General features: G+C 39.6%; 13 protein-coding genes and 2 tRNA genes. 10 read left to right on the forward strand and 5 right to left on the reverse strand.

Features of this window, described 5'->3' with window-relative positions; translation table 11 throughout:
• Positions 1–43 precede the first annotated feature (43 nt).
• The 3 genes from rpsU to BKM32_RS06690 all read right to left on the reverse strand — a co-directional run bounded on the left by rpsU (position 44) and on the right by BKM32_RS06690 (position 3,789).
• On the reverse strand, positions 44–238 hold the full coding sequence (gene rpsU, locus BKM32_RS06680; protein WP_076663131.1) for a 30S ribosomal protein S21: 195 nt from the start codon (positions 236–238) through the stop codon (positions 44–46).
• Between the two features lie 121 nt (positions 239–359).
• Positions 360–2,999, reverse strand: a complete 2,640-nt coding sequence (locus BKM32_RS06685; RefSeq protein WP_076663132.1) for an AsmA family protein — start codon at positions 2,997–2,999, stop codon at positions 360–362.
• Between the two features lie 85 nt (positions 3,000–3,084).
• Positions 3,085–3,789, reverse strand: coding sequence for a queuosine precursor transporter (locus BKM32_RS06690; RefSeq protein WP_076663133.1), 705 nt, complete (start codon positions 3,787–3,789; stop codon positions 3,085–3,087).
• 73 nt (positions 3,790–3,862) lie between these two features.
• On the opposite strand from BKM32_RS06690, the gene folK reads away from it, so the two are divergent.
• Positions 3,863–4,996: a 2-amino-4-hydroxy-6-hydroxymethyldihydropteridine diphosphokinase gene (folK, locus tag BKM32_RS06695; RefSeq protein WP_076663134.1), complete on the forward strand. Its 1,134-nt coding sequence runs from the start codon at positions 3,863–3,865 to the stop codon at positions 4,994–4,996.
• A complete protein-coding gene (locus tag BKM32_RS06700; RefSeq protein WP_076663135.1) occupies positions 4,986–5,465 on the forward strand; it encodes a GyrI-like domain-containing protein in 480 nt (159 codons plus the stop codon). Before folK ends, BKM32_RS06700 begins: the two co-directional genes overlap by 11 nt.
• An 11-nt stretch (positions 5,466–5,476) precedes the next feature.
• On the opposite strand, the gene BKM32_RS06705 is transcribed toward BKM32_RS06700, so the two are convergent.
• Entirely contained in the window at positions 5,477–6,013 is a 537-nt protein-coding gene (locus BKM32_RS06705) for an RNA methyltransferase (RefSeq protein ID WP_076663136.1), read from the reverse strand.
• Positions 6,014–6,290: 277 nt separating this feature from the next.
• On the opposite strand from BKM32_RS06705, the gene mutS reads away from it, so the two are divergent.
• The 3 genes from mutS to BKM32_RS06720 all read left to right on the forward strand — a co-directional run bounded on the left by mutS (position 6,291) and on the right by BKM32_RS06720 (position 9,183).
• Complete coding sequence (gene mutS, locus BKM32_RS06710) at positions 6,291–8,903, forward strand: DNA mismatch repair protein MutS (RefSeq protein ID WP_076663137.1); 2,613 nt, start codon at positions 6,291–6,293, stop codon at positions 8,901–8,903.
• A 104-nt stretch (positions 8,904–9,007) separates the two neighbouring features.
• A tRNA-Gly gene (locus BKM32_RS06715) sits at positions 9,008–9,079 on the forward strand.
• Between the two features lie 20 nt (positions 9,080–9,099).
• Positions 9,100–9,183, forward strand: a tRNA-Leu gene (locus BKM32_RS06720).
• Between the two features lie 118 nt (positions 9,184–9,301).
• On the opposite strand, the gene BKM32_RS06725 is transcribed toward BKM32_RS06720, so the two are convergent.
• Positions 9,302–9,895: a sterol desaturase family protein gene (locus BKM32_RS06725; RefSeq protein ID WP_076663138.1), complete on the reverse strand. Its 594-nt coding sequence runs from the start codon at positions 9,893–9,895 to the stop codon at positions 9,302–9,304.
• Positions 9,896–10,294: 399 nt separating this feature from the next.
• Here BKM32_RS06725 and BKM32_RS06730 point away from each other — a divergent pair, with 399 nt between their 5' ends.
• The 5 genes from BKM32_RS06730 to BKM32_RS06750 all read left to right on the forward strand — a co-directional run bounded on the left by BKM32_RS06730 (position 10,295) and on the right by BKM32_RS06750 (position 21,121).
• On the forward strand, positions 10,295–13,090 hold the full coding sequence (locus BKM32_RS06730; RefSeq protein WP_076663139.1) for a LuxR C-terminal-related transcriptional regulator: 2,796 nt from the start codon (positions 10,295–10,297) through the stop codon (positions 13,088–13,090).
• 227 nt (positions 13,091–13,317) lie between these two features.
• The gene (locus BKM32_RS06735; protein WP_076663316.1) at positions 13,318–16,341 is read left to right on the forward strand and encodes a TonB-dependent receptor; all 3,024 of its coding nucleotides are present in this window, start codon (positions 13,318–13,320) and stop codon (positions 16,339–16,341) included.
• A 10-nt stretch (positions 16,342–16,351) separates the two neighbouring features.
• The gene (locus tag BKM32_RS06740) at positions 16,352–17,890 is read left to right on the forward strand and encodes a RagB/SusD family nutrient uptake outer membrane protein (RefSeq protein WP_076663140.1); all 1,539 of its coding nucleotides are present in this window, start codon (positions 16,352–16,354) and stop codon (positions 17,888–17,890) included.
• A gap of 22 nt (positions 17,891–17,912) precedes the next feature.
• Positions 17,913–19,622: a LamG domain-containing protein gene (locus BKM32_RS06745; protein ID WP_076663317.1), complete on the forward strand. Its 1,710-nt coding sequence runs from the start codon at positions 17,913–17,915 to the stop codon at positions 19,620–19,622.
• A 122-nt stretch (positions 19,623–19,744) separates the two neighbouring features.
• Entirely contained in the window at positions 19,745–21,121 is a 1,377-nt protein-coding gene (locus BKM32_RS06750) for a glucoamylase family protein (protein WP_076663141.1), read from the forward strand.
• Positions 21,122–21,124 lie beyond the last annotated feature (3 nt).

A 21,124-nucleotide genomic window follows, 5' to 3' on the forward strand; every position in this document is an offset into this window, starting at 1 on the left:
CATACAGAAAAGATAGGGCTACCATATGGTAGCCCTTTGTATATTAAATGTCTTCTTGGTCTCTTAAGCCTTGGATGTAAGATGCTTTTTGGATTTCACGTCGTCTTCTTACGGACGGCTTCGTGAAAAATTGCCCCTCTCTTAAGTTTTGCATCACTTTGACATTTCGGTGCTTACGCTTGTAGCGTTTTAAAGCACGTTCAATACTTTCCCCTTCTTTAATTACAATTTTTATCATAGGTATTTGAATTTGTTAACCCTCAATGTAATTTTTTAATTGAACTGTGCAAGTAAATCAAGAAAACTTTACATAATTTATATTGAAACTATTTTATAGTGTTTGAATTCAATGGGTTAGATTAGTTGTCTGATTTCTCTTTTTTCTTACCAAACAAGCCGCCCAATACGTCTTTTACGCCTTCGGTAATGGCCTCTTCCGTTTTGTTGCTATCACCAGTAGCATTGCTGGAAGTATCCGGAGTTTCTTCTTTGGAATTGCTTCCCATCAAACCGCCTAATAGGTCTTTTACTTGATCAGACCCTGAATTGATGAGTTTGTTCTTTTGCATTTCCACCAATTGTTTTGTCAAATTGGAAGCGGCACTGGTCAAATCTGTTGAGATTTTGGGACTTGTATAAGTCCCTCCAATATTAGCCGAAACAGGAACGGTCATGTTTTTAACATCCTTGTCATCCATTTTGGTAAGCAATTTGTTCACGTCGCTTCCCAAATATTTCGCAGGGACATTAAAGACCGTGTTGTAGGCTAAAGACATGTCAAATCCATGCGATCCGGAAACTTCAATGTCAATGTCTTCATATTTAATATGGAAAGGTTTTACGTTTACTTTTCCATCGGCAAACTCCAATTTGGTTTTAAGATCCTTTAAATCCAGTTTGTCAAAATCTATAAAGGACATTTCGTTTTTCAGCTTGTTCAGTACAGGGCCTTCTTTTGGCTCTATTTTAGAGGTCAAAAGTTCCATGGCGGCATTTCCCGTTACGGAATTCAGGTCAGGAGCCAAGTCGCTGTTAAGCGCTCCAGAAAGATTGATACTAGAATTCATCTGGCCTTGTAATGCTTTTGCAATTGGAGCCAATGCCTGGAACAATTGCAGGTCATTAAAGGATTGGGCAATGTCAAAATTGGAAGCGCCCAATTTGAAATCGAAGGTCGGGGTCTCCGCTTTGGTAGAAACCGTTCCATCAATTGCCAATTTACCTTGGAAAATATCACTGCTCATATCAGACAAGATGGCCTGTTGGTCCTTTATGGTCAAGGTTCCTTTAACGTTTTTAAGGTTCAGGTTGTCATACACTACAGTATTGGCCTGGGCTGAAATTTTACAATCCAAAAAGTCTGGGATTTTTAAGGTTTCCGTAGTTTGTGGCTCTGTTTGGGTTTCCGTTTCAACAGAAGTGTCTTCTGTCATAAAATCGTTTACCACAAATTTGTTGGAACTCAAATTGAAATTTCCTTGAAGTGTCTTATCGCTAAATACAAATCCCATAAAATTATTTAGAGTTCCAGAGGCCTTGAAATCGGAATTGCCGGTCTTGGCATCAAAGGTATTTAAGGAAACGCTTTGAGGCGAAAATGACAGGTCCGCCTTTGCAATTTCTACAGGGTTCAGCATACTTTTCGAAGAAAATATAACATCCGTGATGTTTAAGTTTCCATTGGCCTTAATGCGTTCGTAGGCATTTGTTTCCAAAGCATTCATATCGAAAGCCGTTTGAATGTTGGCTTTTAGGATCCCGCTTAATTCCTCTTCCAATTGCAGTGGATAAGCCTTGGAGATATTTCCTAAATTCAAGGTGCCCTCTGCTTTGGCATTTACAGCCATGTTTTTGGTCAAGTTTTTAATGGTAGCCGACGATTTGAAGACGTCTTGGTCAATCTTAAAATTCAAAGCATCGATGGCAACATACGTGTCGTCTGGATTACCAGTGCTGTTTTTAACCGTGGTATTTATTTGAATGTTTTCAACCCTTTTTGGTAGGTCAGGATATTTAAAGGACGCATTGTTGGAAATCATGGTAATATCCAAAGTTGGAATCGTGGTTTCGGAAAACTGACCTTTTACAATTCCTGATAATTTGAAATCTCCATTGGTTTCTACACCATTTAAGTCTTTAGCATAAGCTTCAGGAACCAAAGCCAACAAATCCTTGAATGATGAACCTGGATTTTCAAAAGTAATGTCTAATTCCTGAGCATTTTCCAACAGTTTTACATAGCCGTCAAATTGTAATGGTAAAGCGTTGATGTAGCCTTTGTTGTCCTTAAACGTGTACATGTTCTGTTCCAAATCTAGACCAATAACAGCATCAAGTTTCAAATGCATGTTAGACAGGTATTGGGTGCTGTCCATAGCGAAGTTGATGAATAAGTCTGTATTGGTGTCCAGTTGTGAGCGTTCTGCTGAGAACTGCCCTTTTCCTGAGTGGTTAAGGTTGGCAACACGTACTTCTATGTTTGAAGAGGCATTCATATAGTTCAAGTTGGTATTACTGATACTGTAATCCTGAATGTCGATTGTGAAATTTCCGCTGCTTTCTGTGGAAGGGTCTTCGTTTGAAGGGGTGTCGCTTTCTTTGGCAATGTCGTAATTGCTGTTCCCTTCTTTATCGGTTAGAATATTCACCAAAGCGTCATCAATACTAAAACTGCTAATGGCAAGTGGCTCGGTTTCGAAATCCTTAAAAAGTTCCATGATGGACATGTTCAAGGCAATAGATTTTACCGAAGCTAAGGTTTCGCCTTCAAACGGTGCCAAATTGGTAATGGATAAATTGTCAATGGTGACATGAGCCTTCGGAAAGTTGCTGATGAGACTCAGGTTAACATCCTCGAATTCAACCTTGGCATTCAGATTGTCATTTAAGGTTGTTTTGATCATGTCCTTGATTTGGGACTGAAACAGTAAAGGGATGGCAACTAGCAATGCAATGATTACAACAATGATAATTCCAATAATTTTAAATACTTTTTTCATAGGTGTTGAGTAGGTTTGTGTAAAGATATACGTATCTGCTTATAGATTGGTTGGGGATTGAAATGTTTAATAAAACTTTAGGAATTTAAACAAGTTGGAGTTCTTCGTTTAGCTCCAATTGGAACCGTCTTTTCATGATGTAAACGCCTAGATACAAAAATGGGGTGTCGCACAGTGCTACAATGACTTTGAATAAAACGCCTGACACCAATAGGCCTGTAAAATTGGTCCATTCAATGATGTGAAAGGAGCACAAGAGGAATACAATGGTAAAGGTGTCTATGAACTGCGAGAACCAAGTTGAAAAATTGTTGCGCAGCCAAAGATGCTTGCCTTTGGTAAGCCGTTTCCAAAAATGGTACACCTGAATGTCAATAAATTGGGCAAATAAATAGGCGAGCATGCTAGCGCAAACGGCAATGGCCGAATTCCCAAACACATGGGCAAACGTATCATCTTTTACATGCGACCAAGACGTGGCGGGCACTGCATTGGCCACCAAAATAATCAGTAACGAAAATACCGAAGCAAAAATCCCGGTAAGTACCACTTGGTTCGCTCTTTTTTTACCATAAATCTCGCTAATTAGGTCGGTAATCAAAAAGGTGATTGGGTAGGGAAGAATGCCCACCGATATTTCAAAAAGTTTGGTGTTGAACACTTCAATATGGAGTGGATACCAGTAAAAAAACTTCTGAAAAATGAGGTTGGAAACTACCAATGACGTGATAAATAAAGCTGCCAATATCAGATAAATGCGTTGTGCCGCGAGTTTGTCTTTTAAAGTCATATTTTATTTGTGGATAAATACGTTTTGTAAATATAAAGGATTAATATTTCTTTTAGTTACTTTGACCCTGATTATGGATAAAGCGCACACATTTTACATTGCATTGGGCAGTAATACCGGAGACCGTTTTCAACATCTTCAAAAGGCTATTAATGTCATTTTTGAACGTATTGGAAGGGTAGACCGCATTGCCAAAGTGTACAATACACCTGCTTTGGGATTTGAGGGAGACGATTTTTTAAATACCTGTATTTCGGTGGTGTCTAAGATGGCTCCAAAGGAAGTCATGCAAGAATTATTGAGTATTGAAAAAGAGCTGGGACGCACCCGTTTTGAGCAATCGGGGTATGCATCCAGGCCGATAGATTTGGATGTGATTTTAATTGATGATTTAGTTCTGGATTCGGAAAGTTTGATCATTCCACATCCGCGCATGCAGTCACGCCAATTTGTATTGCAACCCTTGAATGATATTGCTTCGGAAGTAATCCATCCAGTTTTGCAACAAAGTGTTGGAACTTTGACTCGTTTATGTGAAGATGATAGTGACGTTCAGTCTATTGACGCTGTTTTGCAGAATCCGATGGAGGCTTATGGATTTTCGTCTAAAAACTATATTGCTATTGAAGGAAATATAGGGGCTGGTAAAACCAGTTTGGCAACCATGATCTCTGAAGATTTTAATGCGAAGCTTATTTTGGAGCGCTTTGCAGACAATCCGTTTTTACCGAAGTTCTATCAAGAACCACAACGCTATGCCTTTGCCTTGGAGATGTCGTTTTTGGCCGATCGCTATCAGCAGATCAGTGATGATTTGTCGCAGTTGGATTTGTTTAGGGATTTTATTGTGAGCGATTACGATGTATTTAAATCTTTGATATTTTCAAAAGTGACTTTGGTGGAGGATGAATTTAAACTGTACCGAAAGCTTTTTTACTTGATGTATAAGGATATTGCCAAGCCTGAACTATATGTTTATTTGTATCAAAAAATAGACAGACTTCAGCAAAATATTCGCAAACGTGGCCGAGATTATGAGCAGCAGATTGAGGATGCATACTTGGAGAAAATCAATGCGGGGTATTTGGAGTTTTTGCGAAATCAAAATGAACTCAACGTTAAGATTATTGATATTACCGATCGGGATTTTGTGGCCAATAGGGCCGATTATCTTTGGTTGTTAAAAGAAATAAACGATGGTATTTAGGATTGTACAACAACCGGACCTAAAGTTGGTAGGGATGCGTACCAAGGTGTCCTTTGAAACCATGGGGCCAGAAACCGCAAGGTTAGGTAGGGAGTTGATGCCAAGGCTGGCTGAAATTTCATCTCGAATTGGCGATTACATGTTGTCGGTTCAGGTTTATGAGTCTTTTAATTTTAAAATCCTGAGTCCTCAAACCCAATTTGAAAAATGGATAGGTGTTGAGGTGGATAATTTTGATAACGTGCCAGAAGGTTTGGAATCTTTAGCAATTAAGGGCGGCAAATACTTTGTGTTCGATTACAAAGGAAGTATAGCCAATTACCCACCCGTTTGGACATCGGTGTTTGAGAAATGGCTGCCCCAATTGGGATATGACGTGGATGACCGGCCGCATTTTGAAAAATTGCCGGCATCTTATAATCCTAGGCAGGAGGTAAATGAAGAGGAAATTTGGATTCCTATTGGATAGTTTTCTTGCGCTTATTTCAGTGCTTTCAGCTTACTAAACACATCCCAAACCACCACACCGCAACTCACGGAAATATTCAAGGAATGTTTGGTGCCGTATTGCGGAATTTCCAATACCATGTCGCTGGCAGAAACTACTTTTTGAGCAACGCCTTTTACTTCGTTACCGAATACCAAAGCATATCTAGTGTTGGCTTCAGGAGTAAAATCATTCAGCATCACAGCATTTTCAGCTTGTTCTATGGAAACCACTTTCACGTTTTTAGCTTGTAGTTTTTCCATGACTTCCATAGTGTCTTTGGCATATTCCCAAGTTACTGTATCGGTACTGCCCAAAGCCGTTTTGTGAATGTCCTTATGAGGTGGGGTAGCCGTAATGCCGCAGAGGTAAATTTTTTCAACCAAAAAGGCATCGCTGGTTCTAAATACCGAGCCAATATTGTTCAAGCTTCTAATGTTGTCCAAGACGATGATGAGCGGTGTTTTTTCTGAGGTTTTAAATTCTTCAACACTCAGGCGGTCCAATTCGCTGTTTTTTAACTTTCGCATGTGCTTACTTTAGGGTCAAAAATCTGTAGGATGAGACTGTTTTTTGTAGGTTCCAAGCAGGGTTTGTTGCATGGAAATTATCAACAGGATGTAAATAACTTCTAAGGGTTCCATTTTAAAAACCATCAAAATATAAGTACATTAGCCATCCTTAATTCTACTTGTTTTCGGTACATTTTCAAGGATGAAAAGACAGGAGATATCTGGTGTTTTCATTGTAATTCAAAATGTATCGAGGATTATGGAGCAAAAATAATACTTATAAATCAATTTACACTTGGCAAAAAAAGCTAAAAAAGAAACCCCGTTAATGAAGCAGTACAACAGTATTAAGGCTAAATACCCTGATGCCCTGTTGTTGTTTAGAGTTGGAGATTTTTATGAGACCTTCGGGGAGGATGCCGTTAAGGCAGCTAAAATTTTGGACATTATTTTGACCAAACGTGGAGCGGGAAGTGAGAGTGAAACAGAGCTGGCTGGATTTCCGCACCATTCTATGAATACCTATTTGCCCAAGTTGGTAAAGGCGGGGGAACGTGTGGCCATCTGCGACCAATTGGAAGATCCCAAACAAACGAAGACCATTGTAAAACGTGGAGTTACCGAACTGGTAACGCCAGGGGTTGCGCTTAACGATGATATTTTGCATTCCAAAACCAATAACTTTTTGGCGGCGGTGTGTTTTGGTAGAAATGTAATGGGCGTGTCGTTTTTGGATGTGTCTACGGGAGAGTTTTTAATCTCGCAGGGAAATGCCGAATATGTAGATAAGTTGCTTCAAAATTTTAGTCCAAGTGAGGTATTGGTGTCCAAGCCAAAACGCAACGAATTCAAAAGTGTGTTTGGAGAAGATTTCCATACGTTCTATTTGGAGGATTGGGTGTTTAAGGATGATTATGCCAATGAAACCCTATTGAAACATTTCAATACAAAATCCTTAAAAGGGTTTGGAGTGGAAGATCTCTATGAAGGCATTGTGGCTTCGGGAGCTATTTTGCATTATTTGGGAGAAACCCAGCACCATAAATTACAACATATCACCTCCATTCAGCGTGTGACACAAAAGGAACATGTATGGATGGATCGATTTACTATTAAGAATCTGGAACTCTACCATTCCACGAACCAAAATGCAGTGACCTTGGTTGAGGTAATTGATAAAACCATTTCCCCTATGGGAGGGCGTTTGCTCAAACGCTGGTTGGCATTGCCGTTGGTGGATTTGGGGAAAATACAGGAACGACATGAGGTGGTGGAACACCTTAAAGACGAGTCGGTGTTACTAGGAAAAGTTCAGGGGCACATTAAGCATATTGGCGATTTGGAGCGTTTGATTTCCAAAGTAGCTACGGGTAAGATCAATCCCCGTGAGGTCATTCAACTAAAAAATGCCTTGGAAGCTGTTGTGCCTATTAGGGCCATGCTTTCTGGAAGTAGTAATGCAGCGCTTGAAAAACTAGGCAATGCCTTGCAGATGTGTGAAGAGTTGCGCCAACGTATTAAAGCGACTTTAAATGAAGAAGCGCCTGTAAATATTTTGAAGGGAAATTCCATTTCCTCGGATTATTCAGCGGAATTGAAAGAGCTGCGAGAGTTGTCCACTTCAGGGAAGGATTATTTGGATAACATGTTGGAGCGTGAAAGCGAGCGTACAGGAATTACATCTTTGAAGATTGCTTCCAACAATGTGTTTGGTTATTATATAGAGGTAAGAAATACACATAAAGATAAAGTTCCTGCGGAATGGATAAGAAAGCAAACGCTGGTAAATGCCGAGCGTTATATTACCGAGGAACTCAAGGAATACGAAGCCAAAATTTTAGGCGCTGAAGAGCGTATTTTGGCCATAGAGCAGCAATTGTTCGCGGAATTGGTAAGTTGGATTGGTTTGTTTATTCAGCCTGTGCAAAAGAATGCCTCGTTGATTGCCCAATTGGATTGCTTGTGCGGATTCGCCCAATTGGCCTTGGAACGCAACTATACACGTCCCGAGGTGAACGATACCCATGTTTTGGATATTAAAAATGGAAGGCACCCAGTTATTGAGCAACAGTTGCCTCACGGCGAAGCTTATATTGCCAATGATGTGTTTTTGGATAGAGACCAACAGCAAATCATCATGATTACGGGGCCTAACATGTCCGGTAAGTCGGCTATTTTAAGGCAAACCGCCCTCATCGTGCTTTTGGCGCAAATAGGAAGTTTTGTGCCGGCCGAAGCGGCCAGTATTGGGCTTACAGATAAGATTTTTACCAGGGTAGGTGCCAGTGATAACATTTCTATGGGAGAATCGACCTTTATGGTAGAGATGAACGAAACCGCTTCTATTTTGAACAATGTGTCCGATCGTAGTTTAGTGCTCTTGGATGAGATTGGCCGTGGAACCAGTACCTATGACGGTATTTCCATTGCTTGGGCAATTAGTGAGTATTTGCACGAACATCCAAGTCGCGCCAAGACCTTATTTGCTACCCATTACCACGAGCTGAACGAAATGGCAGAAACCTTCGAACGCATTAAAAACTTCAACGTTTCTGTAAAGGAATTAAAGGACAATGTGCTGTTCTTGAGGAAGCTTGTAGAAGGAGGAAGTGCTCATAGTTTCGGTATCCACGTAGCCAAAATGGCGGGGATGCCTCAGCAGGTGATCCACAGAGCCAATAAAATTCTGAAACAATTGGAGAAATCGCATTCCAGTGAAGAGCTTACAGACAAGGTGAAAAACCTCAATGACGAGATGCAATTGAGCTTTTTTAATCTTGATGATCCTTTGTTGGAGCAGATCAGGGAGGAGATTGTAACTACCGATATTGATACCTTAACACCAGTAGAAGCCCTAATGAAGCTGAACGATATAAAACGTATGTTGCTGAAAAAGAAACAGGCGTAAAAAAAATAAATATTTTTATTGAAAAAGGCTTTGCATTTCTAAGAATTGTATTAAATTTGCCCTCGCAATTGAGATAGACGTTCTTTTAAATAAATTGCTTTATTGCGAAAGTAGCTCAGGGGTAGAGCATCACCTTGCCAAGGTGAGGGTCGCGGGTTCAAATCCCGTCTTTCGCTCTGAACTATAATGGTAATACGCTGAAGTGGTGGAATTGGTAGACACGTTGGACTTAAAATCCAATGAACATTAGTTCGTGCGGGTTCAAGTCCCGCCTTCAGTACTGCAAAAATCCGTAACATGCTTGTTTGTCAAGAAGTTGCGGATTTTTTGTTTTTGTGTGTTTTTTCAAGTAGCGTGGAATCTGTATTGCTACTATTTATTTATTGGAAAGTTTTTATTTAAGTATCTGTTTTTGCTTGTTGTTTTTTAGGCGGCATGGTGCCAAAAACAATGTCCCAAAGTGGCGAGCTTACCCCATAGGCTTTATCGTCGAATTTGTGATGGTGTAAATGATGGTGTTTCCATAAATACCGAAACCAATTTTTTGGAGGCCTTCGAGCATGGATGATGTAGTGGATATATAGGTAAGCAGCGTATCCAAAAAAGAATCCAGGCCAAAATAAATAGGTGTATTCTCCCATAATTACATAAAATAGAGCAAAGAAGAGTGCTCCAAGAAGTATGGCAAGTGGAATGGGCATGGCCAGTAAGCCTTCGTCTTTAGGGTAGGCATGATGTACGCCATGAACCGTGTATTGCCAATTGGCTTCATTTTTATAATCTTCGCCAGAGTGGTATAAAAATCGATGGGCCAAGTATTCAATAAGGGTAAACAGCAGGAGCCCTAAGATCAAGAGTAAAAGTTTGTTTGCAAAAAATAAGTCAATCTTAAAAAAGCCATAGATTAAAACGGCAAGGGATAATAGCAGGTAAACGCCCACTGCTAACATAGAGTTGGTTTTTACAACTTTGTAAGTCCTATTTTCATTCATGCTACGACATTTTATTTCTTAAAAATAAAACACAAGGGAAGTGGCAAACCTTTGGCTAATTCCCTTTATGTCTAAATGCAAGGCGCATTATTTTGGGGCTAGGTGCTATGGTTTAGCATACAATTTACAAAATTCTTGGATAAGGAGCTTGTTGAGACTTCTTTTGAATGTAAGTGTTCATTTGAAGAGGCGTAAATTTTCAATTTTGAGAAATGGTCTCATTTATTGTTTCTTCAGTAGAATGTTTGTAAAGGAATAGGAATGCTATTGGGTTAATTGGAGCTTGCTTGTTGAGGATGTAGTAAATTATAACCGTAATTTTTTTCTACCTTTCACAGAAACAATTTATTTTTGAGAATATTTCAAAAACCTAAGAACTTTAGGATTCAGTTTAAATTTATGAAATTACGTTGTTTCAAGCTTTCTTTACTATTTTTTGTGGTAGCTATGGCTTCTTCATTTGCGCAATATGCTCCCTATTTTCAAAATTTTTCATTAGCAGAATATAAGGCAGGTAATCAGAACTGGGATGTTTCAAGAGCCGAAGGAGGAAAGGTGTATGTGGCCAACAGTAACGGTCTTTTAGAGTTTGACGGCTTAACTTGGACTCTAAATGAATTGCCCAACAAAACAACGGTACGTTCTGTTTTGGCATACAGGGATGTGGTATATACGGGATCTTACGAAGAATTTGGGTATTGGAAGGCCAATGGAGATGGCAGGTTGCACTATACTTCCCTTTCGGATAATATCAAATCCCAGATATCCAACAATGAGGAAATTTGGCAGATCATTGCCTTTAAGGACCGCGTCATTTTTAAATCCTTTCTTAATTTATATGTCTTGCTTCCTGATGGTGCAATTGATAAAATTAATCCCAGCTCCACCGTTATTTCTTGTAGCGTAGTGGGGGATCAACTGTTTGTAGCCACCCTTAACGATGGTATTTTCGTTTTGGAGGATGACGTGTTGAGACCCTTTTTGAGAGATGACAGGTTATTGGACACCAAAGTAATTAAAATGGAGGCTTACCAAAATGGCGTTTTAATTGCAACTTCATTGAAAGGTTGTTTTCTGTATCGTAACAACCATCTGTTCAAAACCTCATTTGCCATTAACGAAACCCTTATTAAGCATCAATTGAATGACTTTAGCATGCTCAAAGATGGAGGAATGGTGTTTGGAACCATACAGGATGGCGTATATATGACTAATGACAAAGGGAATGTGCTTTTTCATATCAACAAGGAAAATGGCTTGGAGAACAATACTATTCTTAGGCAGCACGTAGATATGGAACAAATGTTATGGTTGGGGCTAGACAATGGATTGGCATCGGTAGATTTGAGTAGCCATAACTATTTTTTCAATGATGTTTCTGGAAGGTTAGGTAGCGTGTATGATGTTATCAATTATCAAAATGTCATTTATATAGGAAGTAATACAGGGTTATTTTATTTAGATGCTCAAAACAAGTTACAATTTATTGAAGGGTCTCAAGGACAGGTTTGGAATTTGGAAGAAGTTGACGGTGAGCTTTTTTGTGGCCACAACGACGGCACCTATATTGTGGAAAACAAACAACTATTTCCTGTTTCTACCTTTACGGGGGGCTATACGATAAAAAAGGTGCCTGAAGCGGAAGATACCTATGTTCAGGGATCCTATACGGGATTGATAAGGTATCATAAGAAATCTGGCGAATGGCAGGTGAAGCACTTGGGCAGAACGACCATGCCTATTCGATTTTTGGTGTTCGAAGATGAGCATACAGCTTGGGCGGCGCATGCCTATAAAGGATTGTATAAAGTGAAATTTGACAATGTATATGACACCATTACAAGTATAGAAAATTACGATGGCAAGGGAATTTGGTCCAATTTTAATGTGAGGGTTTACAAAATAAAGAATGATATCTGTTTTAAGACAAATGAAGGATGGCAAAAGTACGAGCCCATATTAGATAGTATTGTACCCTATAAATTGTTGAATGAGAATTTTGGGAGGGAATCCTACGTCATTTCAGAAGATGATGTAGATAAGGTGGCCCTGAAAACAAAAAATGATGTGATAAGGTTTGTCTCTTTTGAGGATGACGAGGGAGACATGTTTTTGAGTAGCAGTTATTTTAAAAATAGGTTGATAGTTGGAAATGAAAATATATCAAAGATTACCGATTCAACATATGCACTCAATTTGAATGATGGGTTCATGTTGATTGATGATGCTTTGGACATGAGTCGAGAGTTAACCCTGCCGCAGGTGGAGAGTATTGAAATAGATAAGGAACCCGTTGGTATGGATGTGTCGGGTCCCATTGAAATAGAATTTGACAAAAGTGTGGCTATAGCCGTATCTTCTCCAAAGTCCGAAAATCATTTTTTTGAATACAGTTTTCTCAATTTAGATTCCAGCAAATGGTACAGAATGGATAGTCGTAAACTGGAATTGTCCAACTTGTCCAACGGAAATTATCAATTGGGTATAAGGGCTAGTAATGCATTTCAGGAGCATTCCCCCATGCGTGTTTTGGAAGTGTATATCCTACCTCCATGGTATAAGGATACAATGGGATTTGTATTGTATGCCTTATTGATTGCAGCTCTCTTGGTGATTATTTATTTGTACCATAGGCATAAAATAGAAAAGGAACAGCGACTATTACAATTGAAATTTGAAAAGGAGCAGGAAGAGCTGCTTAGAAAAAAGACTCTTGAGAATGAAAAGGAAATAGTACACCTAAAAAATGAGTCCTTGCAAAATGAGTTAAAATTGAAAAGCAAGCAATTGGCCAATACGGCTATGGCATTGGTTAAAAAGAATGAAACCCTTCAGGAAATTAAAAAGGAACTTTCCAAAAGCCAGGAAAGTTTTGATAATTACTATGCCTATAAAAAGATTGTTAAAAAGGTGGACAATTCAATTGAGCATAAAGATGAGTGGAAAATTTTTGAATACAATTTCAATCAGGTGCATGAGGAATTTTTTAATGGATTGAAATCAAAGTTTCCAAAGCTAACTCATAAAGATTTGAAGCTTTCGGCATACATCAAAATGAATTTGACCAATAAGGAGATTGCTCCGCTTATGAATATTTCCGTAAGGGGTGTGGAAACCCATAGATACCGTTTAAAAAAGAAATTTGATTTAGAGAATGACACTTCGTTGACGGATTTTTTGCATAATTTCAAATAAAGCCCCTTCTAAATTATCTAAAACGCACTTTTTTTCTACGTCATTACTACTTCATTTAACGTTTTCGTAAACAACCTTGGAGACTAATTTGTACATTTAGAATACGTCAAACAAGAAATCTTCCCTATCTAAAACCAAATGGCGTATTTAAAATGTAAATGGTTTTTTATAAATCATCCCAATACATTTTACCTTGGAATCAACTAATAATTCTAATTCAAATGTATATGAAAGCAAAAATTATTCTACTAACTTTTTTGTTGTTTTCTTTTGAAGTTTTCTGTCAGGAAATCACAGTTAGTGGTGCAATTACTAGTGCTGAAGATGGCATGCCTCTCATAGGGGTTAACATCATTGTAAAGGGGACTACTAGAGGTGCTACTACAGATTTTGACGGGAGGTATACTATTAATGTATCTAAAGGAGAACAACTCGAATTTACCTCCTTAGGGCTTAAACCTGTCACCATAACCGTAGGCGATGATACTATCATCAACGTGGTTATGGAAGAAGATATTGAGTCTTTGGGTGAAATTGTTGTGGTGGGGTATGGTACCCAGAAAAAATCGGATTTGACCGGTTCCATTTCCACCGTAAAATCAGAGGAAATTGAAAAAACGCCGGCCGCCAATGTTATGCAGTCTATGCAAGGAAAGGTCGCAGGTGTGCAAGTGGTTAGTGCCGGTTCTCCCGGTGACTCTCCAACTATTCGTCTACGTGGACTTGGGAGTTACGATACTAGCAATGCCAATCCTTTATATGTAGTGGACGGGATGTTCTATAACAATATCGATTTCCTGAACTCAAAGGATATTGAGACTCTAACGGTACTAAAAGATGCCTCTTCCTCGGCAATTTATGGTGTAAGGGCAGCCAATGGGGTGGTAATCATTACCACTAAATCTGGGGTGCGTGAGAGAAAACCTCAATTTGAATATGATGGCTATACGGGAGTACAATATGCCCAAAATGTTGTGAAGATGGCTAATGCCGAACAATTTGTGACTATGGCCTATGAATCCGGATCTCAGGCAGATGTGGATTACGTGTTAAATGCTATGGAGCGCTTTGGTAGAAGTAGGGTAAATCCTAATGTGCCAAATGTCAATACCGATTGGTACAAGGAAATTTTAAGACCGGCCACCATCTCCAGTCATAGTATTGGTGTGAGTGGGGGAAGCGAGAATACGACCTATTCGGTGGGGACCAACTATTTTGCCCAGGAAGGGATTTTGGATATGAAAAACGAATATGAGCGTTTTAATATTAGATCCAAAATAGACGTCAATATTACGGATCGCTTCAGAACGGGAGTGAATTCTATTTTCAGTAACGCAACCAAATACAATGCGGAAAATGGGGCCTGGTTCAAAGCGTATTTTGCAGTGCCAATCATGCCAGTATATGATGAACAGAATACCGAAGCAACGCCTATCAGATATTCCAATGCTCAGTTATTGGGTTACCGTGGTACACAAAACCCATTCCCAGATATGAGCTATAACAACAACCAGTTGAAAATACGAAAGTTGTTGACCAATATTTATTTTGAATATGAGTTCGTGCCAGATAAATTGACCTTTAAAACCAGTTACAGTCATGACTTTTCTGCGCTGGATGAGCGTTATGTAGATTTACCATATACTCTTGGAAATAATGTTCAGACCATTTCTTCGATAAGACAAAACCAATTGACTTATTCCAATCAAATTTGGGATAATATCCTAACCTATAACGATAGTTATGGGGATCACAATTTAACCCTTATGGCGGGAACGTCCTACAGAGATGAGGCCAGCCATAAGCTGAATGTGAGAGGGGAGAATATCACAGGTATTGGTTACGAATCTTCTTGGTACTTGAATTTTGCGGAAGATGGGTCGATTGTCTTGGCCGGTGACGGTGACGATGGAGATATTGGAAGACGCTTGTATGGCGTGTCCTATTTTGCAAGAGCCGCTTATAACTATAAAGAAAAGTATTTACTATACGGAACCATTAGAGCGGACGGTTCTTCCAAATTTACCAAAGACCCTTGGGGGTATTTTCCTTCAGTAGGTATTGGATGGGTAATTTCTTCAGAAGACTTCATGAACGAGAATGGTGTTTTCGATTATCTGAAATTAAGAGCAAGTTGGGGAGAATTGGGTAATGACAATGTTGCGGCAAGTTCAGGATCCAATACCATTACAAACATCTCTATTCCAATAGGCGATGTACAAACACCAGGGTTTACCTCAACCTCAACCTTTACCAACAATACATGGGAGGTTATTGAGGAAAAAAACTTCGGGCTTAACTTAAAAACATTCAATAATCGCTTGTCTATCGATGCCGATTATTACATCAGAGATACCAAAAATGCCATCATGCCGGTATTTGTTCCGATTATTAACTCCAACGTATTGAGAAACTCAGGGGTAATCAGAAACCAAGGATTTGAAATTGGGTTGAATTGGGATCAAGCCGTGAATGATGACTTCAGTTATCATATTGGGGCCAACTTTACAACCTTGAAGAATGAAGCGAGAAGCTTAACAGATCCTTATATCGATTCTGGTTCTGCCGAATTCCGTCAAAGAACTATGGTGGGGGAGCCAATTCAGGCCTTTTTTGGATATGAAACTGCTGGAGTATACCAAAACCAAGCGCAAGTTGATGCAGATCCAATTGCCGTTGAAAATGGTTTAGAGCCGGGGGATTTAATTTACCGCGACCAAAATAACGATGGGGTTATCAATGATGATGACCGAGTGGTATTAGGATCCTTTTTACCGTCCTTCATGTATGGTGGAAACATAGGCGTGTCTTACAAAGGCTTTGATTTGTCGGTAGCAGTCTATGGGCAAACAGGTAACAAAATACTCAACAGAAAGAGAGGAGAAATCATCTTTACCCAAGATACCAATATGGATGCAGACCTTGCTATAAATAGATGGCATGGAGAAGGTACCAGTAATTCTTACCCTTCTTCCAAAGGTTTACGCAAGGGGTGGAACCAAAAAATGAGCAATTTTTGGGTAGAGGACGGAGATTTCTTTAGAATACAAAATATTCAATTGTCATATACAATATTGGGTGAAAAATTGGCAGGCAAAAACATGCCGGAAACAAGACTCACCTTTACTGCAGAAAGACCGTTTACATTCTTCAAGTACAACGGATTTGATCCAGAAGTTGCTAATGGAGTGGATAGACAAACCTATCCAATACCAGCAGTATATACAATTGGACTTAACATAAAAATTTAAAAATCGCATTATGAAAAATATAGAAAGATTAATAACAAAAGGTGCCTTGGCATTGTTGGTCTTGGTCGGTTTTCAGGGCTGTAATAGTAAGCTTGACGAGCAGGAAGGGCAGCTTAATACAGGGGATGTGGATTATACAAACACCAGTGATATGATCCTTCCTTTAATTGGTGCTTATCAGGCATTTTATACCAGAGGATGGGAAGAACCACTATTGTTATCTGTTAGAGGAGATGATGTTAATGCCGGTGGTTTGGGAGATCAACAGGATTTTGCAGAGACAGATTTGTTCAATTACAATAAGGACTATTGGATGTACAATTCTCTTTGGAATTTGCACTATTCAGACATTGCAAGTGTGAACAACGCTTCCGAATTGATCCAGAGCTATAAAGATTTCGCTGATGAAAGCTATTATGACGAAGCCGATCAATACATGGCGGAAACCAGAGTGTTAAGAGCCTATTTACACCTAAATTTAGCAAAGGTTTGGGGAGATATATTCATTATCAACACTTCTCAACCCGATGGGGAAATTGCGCAAGGGGTGGCAACAAAAGAAGAAGTGATGCAGTACATTTCAGACATGATGGACGAGGCCATTCCAAATTTGCCGGACATGAGGCCTAACCAAAGAAATGATGTGCATGGAGGGGTTACCCAATATACGGCCTATGCTATCAAGGCGTTAGCAAATCTAGAAATGGAGAATTACCAAGAGGTGGCCAATGCTTGTGGAGCGATTATAAATTCCAATAAGTTTTCACTGTATCCAGATTTTTATCAACTGTTTAAGATACCTGGAGAGCTAAGTGATGAAAGCCTTTTGGAAATGCAGTTCTCAGATTATGGTTCTGGAACAGGAGATACCTTTTACCATACCTATGCCCCTTTTGGACCTCAAGGCTGGACGCCGGCGAGAGCCAATGCCGAAGGCGGTTGGGGATTCTACGAGCCTAGTATGAAGTTTATCAAGTTTATGTTGGATAGAGGTGAAGAGGTTCGTTTGCAAACCAGTGTATTGTTTACAGATCGAGGTTTGGATGAATTGATGGACGACCCTAATTATGCAACACTTCCAAGTTGGATTTCCAATACAACACCAGATGGAGATGTTATTAACGATTATTCTAGAGCCTTATTTGCAAGTGGAAAACATTATTTGCCATCCGTACAGTTAACGGAAGGTAGAAATGCCTATGGGGCAGGGAAAAACATGATTTGCATTAGGTATGCAGAGGTGTTATTAATGTATGCCGAAGCACTTACCCGTGGGGCAAGTGGTAACGGTATGACTGCAGACCAGGCGGTGAATTTAGTAAGAGAAAGAGCAGGATTGTCTTCTCTGTCAGGAGTGACCTCTCAAGATGTAATGGACGAGAAATTTGCAGAATTGGCTATGGAATGGGGGATTCGTTACTATGATATGATCAGGCTAAATGAATACAATGAGTTAAGCTATGATGGAAGAACTTTTTCTGCAGACAAAGAATTGTTGCCTTATCCGCAGGCACAAGTAGATGCCTTGCCATTAGGAAACGGAAACTAAAATGACTTTAAACGAATTTAAGATGAAAAAAATACTAAAATATACCCTAGGGCTTTTAGCCATACTTATGGTGTTTTCCTGTTACGATGGTATCGACCCTATTACCGAAGTAGATCCAGGACCGGATGCAGGAGCCCCTACCGTAGATATTATGAAACCTGCCGATGGATTTTCAATTTCAGATCCAGAACCTATATCGTCTTTGGAAATTGAATTTGTGGCGGAAGATGATATTGAGTTAATTCTAATTACAGTTTCTATAGACGGCAGCCAAATAGCTTCCTATGATAGTTTTACGGATTATCGAGTGGTAAGCAGAGAGTTGGTTTACGATAATGTTGAGGTGGGAGAGCATACTTTGGAAGTGACAGCTACCGATATTGTGGGAAATGTATTTACAAAGACCCATAATTTTTCCAAAGAACCTCCATACGTACCTATGTATGCTACGGAGATTTTCTATATGCCTTTTGATGGTGATTATACCGAGTTGGTATCTTCTACAGCGGCAACTGAAACAGGTGCCCCTGGATTTGCAGGAGAATCTTTTGCCGGATTGAATGCGCTTCAAGCAGCCACTTCAGCGGCACAAGACAATTACGTGTCATATCCAATAGCAGATCTAGAGTTGTCTACAACTATGAGTGGAGCATTTTGGTATAAGGTGGATGCCACAGCTACAAGATCTGGAATCTTGACGATTGGTGCCAATGCCGATGATCGTTTCCAAGGATTTAGATTGTTTAGGGAAGGTAATGACGTGGAGCAACGTATTAAATTAAACGTTGGTACAGGTACAGGTGAAAGTTGGAATGATGGAGGAGTTATTGCCGTGGCCGATAACGAATGGGTTCATGTGGCCTTTACCATTTCTGATACCGAAACCAAGATTTACTTTAATGGGGTACTACAGTTAACAAGCACATTGGCCGCTCCAATAGATTGGACTGGTTGTACAGAGCTTAATATTGGGGCTGGAGGTCCAACATTTAGTTATTGGGATCATTTAGGTGATACTAGTGCTATGGACGAATTGAGATTGTTCAGTTCAGCCTTATCCCAAAATGAAATTATAGAAATGATCGCCCAAAGTGATCAAGTGTTGTACATGCCTTTTGATGGTAGTTTTAATGATGTGGTTAGTGATATCACGGCTACAGAGACAGGAACTCCCGGGTTTGCTGGCGATTTTTATGAAGGAATCAATTCGTTTCAAGCTGCCACTACCACAATGGAAGATAGTTACCTTTCGGTACCTTTTGATGGATTGGGATTGGGAGATGCTTTTAGTGGTACTTTCTGGTATAAAGTAAATGCCACTGCAACAAGGTCTGGGATTTTAACCGTAGGGGCCAATGCTGATGACCGTTTACAAGGATTTAGACTCTTTAGGGAAGGTAATGATGTTGAGCAACGTATCAAGTTGAATGTTGGAATAGGAACTGGCGAGAGTTGGAATGACGGTGGAGTTATTACCGTTGCTAATGGGGAATGGGTACATGTGGCCTTTACTGTATCTCCTACCGAAAGCAAGATTTATTTCAATGGCGAATTGCAATTGACTAGCACGTTCTCTTCTCCTGTAGATTGGACGGGTTGTACCGAACTCAATATTGGAGCAGGTGGTCCTACATTCAGTTATTGGGATCACTGGGGAGATACCAGTGCAATGGATGAACTGAGAATTTTCGATAAAGAATTGAGTCAAGAAGAAATTCAAAGTATGCTCTAAATTAAAAATGAATTGCTCTGGTTATCCTGTAATCAGAGGTGTTATTTGAGTTAGTTTAGTTGTTTTAGCGGCATTTTAATCAAATAAAATGCCGCTAAAATTCTTAATCAACGGGTACAAAAATGAAATCACAAAATTATATCAAGATACTTTTGTTGTTGTCAGTGGTGATGCTGGCATTCAATTGTAAAGAGTCGAAAGAAACCAAAGAAGAAGTAAAAAAAGAGCCAGCTGAAATTTCAGAAACCTTATCTGATGATACGCTTTTGGACACTGTTCAAAAACAAACCTTCGAATATTTTTGGGAAGGAGCAGAGCCCAATTCGGGGATGGCTAGGGAACGTTTGCACATGGACGATGTGTATCCAACCTCTCCAAAAAATACCGTAACTATTGGTGGTAGCGGATTTGGAGTGATGGCCATCTTAGTTGGAGTGCAACGCGGATTCATTACGAGGGAAGAAGCCTTAGAGCGCTATCATAAAATTGTCGATTTTCTGGGGAAAGCAGACCGTTTTCATGGTGCTTGGCCACATTGGTTAAATGGAGAAACTGGAAAAGTGGTGTCGTTCAGTAAAAAGGATGATGGCGGTGATTTGGTGGAAACCGCTTTTTTGGTCCAGGGACTGCTCACGGTATATGAGTATTTCAAGGACGGCAATGAAAGTGAAAAAGACCTAGCGGAAAAAATAGACTATTTGTGGCGAGGAGTAGAATGGGATTGGTATACCAAAGGAGGTGAAAATGTTCTGTATTGGCATTGGTCTCCAAATTTTGGTTGGGATATGAATTTCCCTGTGGGAGGCTATAATGAATGTTTGATCATGTATGTTTTGGCTGCAGCCTCACCAACACACCCTGTTTCCAAATCGGTTTATGATAAAGGATGGGCAAGAAGTGGAGCCATTACTTCTAAGGACTCGATGTACAATCGTGCCTTAGTGCTTGATTATTATGAACATGATGACCATGCCATCGGGCCTTTATTTTGGGCGCATTATTCCTATTTAGGATTGGATCCAAGAGGACTTAAAGATCAATACGCCGATTATTGGGAATTGACACAAAACCATGCCATTATTCACCATGAATATGCCAAGGAAAACCCTAAGCATTTCAAAGGCTATGGTGATAGCTTATGGGGTTTGACCTCAAGTTATTCCATGAAAGGTTATGCAGGTCATAGGCCAGGAAACGACTTGGGGGTTATCTCGCCTACAGCAGCCTTGTCCTCCTTTCCGTATACCCCAAAGGCTAGTATGAAAATGCTGAAGTATATGTACAAGAATCAAGACTCCTTGATTGGGAAATATGGACCTTATGATGCTTTTAGTCTTCAGGAACCTTGGTACTTACCACGGTATTTGGCCATCGATCAAGGGCCTATTCCAGTAATGATTGAAAATTATAGAACAGGACTGTTTTGGAAATTGTTTATGCAGAATAAAGATGTACAACATGGTTTGAAAAAACTGGAGTTTACTGTTGATAGAAATTGATGT

This window comes from Mangrovimonas sp. DI 80 (genome assembly GCF_001975575.1).
Taxonomy (GTDB): domain Bacteria; phylum Bacteroidota; class Bacteroidia; order Flavobacteriales; family Flavobacteriaceae; genus Mangrovimonas_A; species Mangrovimonas_A xylaniphaga.

What these genes read in the sequence shown, in the direction of transcription:
- BKM32_RS06700 (WP_076663135.1), top strand. Translation starts at nt 4,986, where the DNA reads ATGGTATTTAGGATTGTACAACAACCGGACCTAAAGTTGGTAGGGATG.
- folK (WP_076663134.1), top strand. Translation starts at nt 3,863, where the DNA reads ATGGATAAAGCGCACACATTTTACATTGCATTGGGCAGTAATACCGGA.
- BKM32_RS06745 (WP_076663317.1), top strand. Translation starts at nt 17,913, where the DNA reads ATGAAAAAAATACTAAAATATACCCTAGGGCTTTTAGCCATACTTATG.
- BKM32_RS06730 (WP_076663139.1), top strand. Translation starts at nt 10,295, where the DNA reads ATGAAATTACGTTGTTTCAAGCTTTCTTTACTATTTTTTGTGGTAGCT.
- BKM32_RS06690 (WP_076663133.1), bottom strand. Translation starts at nt 3,789, where the DNA reads ATGACTTTAAAAGACAAACTCGCGGCACAACGCATTTATCTGATATTG.
- BKM32_RS06725 (WP_076663138.1), bottom strand. Translation starts at nt 9,895, where the DNA reads ATGAATGAAAATAGGACTTACAAAGTTGTAAAAACCAACTCTATGTTA.
- BKM32_RS06740 (WP_076663140.1), top strand. Translation starts at nt 16,352, where the DNA reads ATGAAAAATATAGAAAGATTAATAACAAAAGGTGCCTTGGCATTGTTG.
- rpsU (WP_076663131.1), bottom strand. Translation starts at nt 238, where the DNA reads ATGATAAAAATTGTAATTAAAGAAGGGGAAAGTATTGAACGTGCTTTA.
- BKM32_RS06735 (WP_076663316.1), top strand. Translation starts at nt 13,318, where the DNA reads ATGAAAGCAAAAATTATTCTACTAACTTTTTTGTTGTTTTCTTTTGAA.
- BKM32_RS06685 (WP_076663132.1), bottom strand. Translation starts at nt 2,999, where the DNA reads ATGAAAAAAGTATTTAAAATTATTGGAATTATCATTGTTGTAATCATT.
- BKM32_RS06750 (WP_076663141.1), top strand. Translation starts at nt 19,745, where the DNA reads ATGAAATCACAAAATTATATCAAGATACTTTTGTTGTTGTCAGTGGTG.
- BKM32_RS06705 (WP_076663136.1), bottom strand. Translation starts at nt 6,013, where the DNA reads ATGCGAAAGTTAAAAAACAGCGAATTGGACCGCCTGAGTGTTGAAGAA.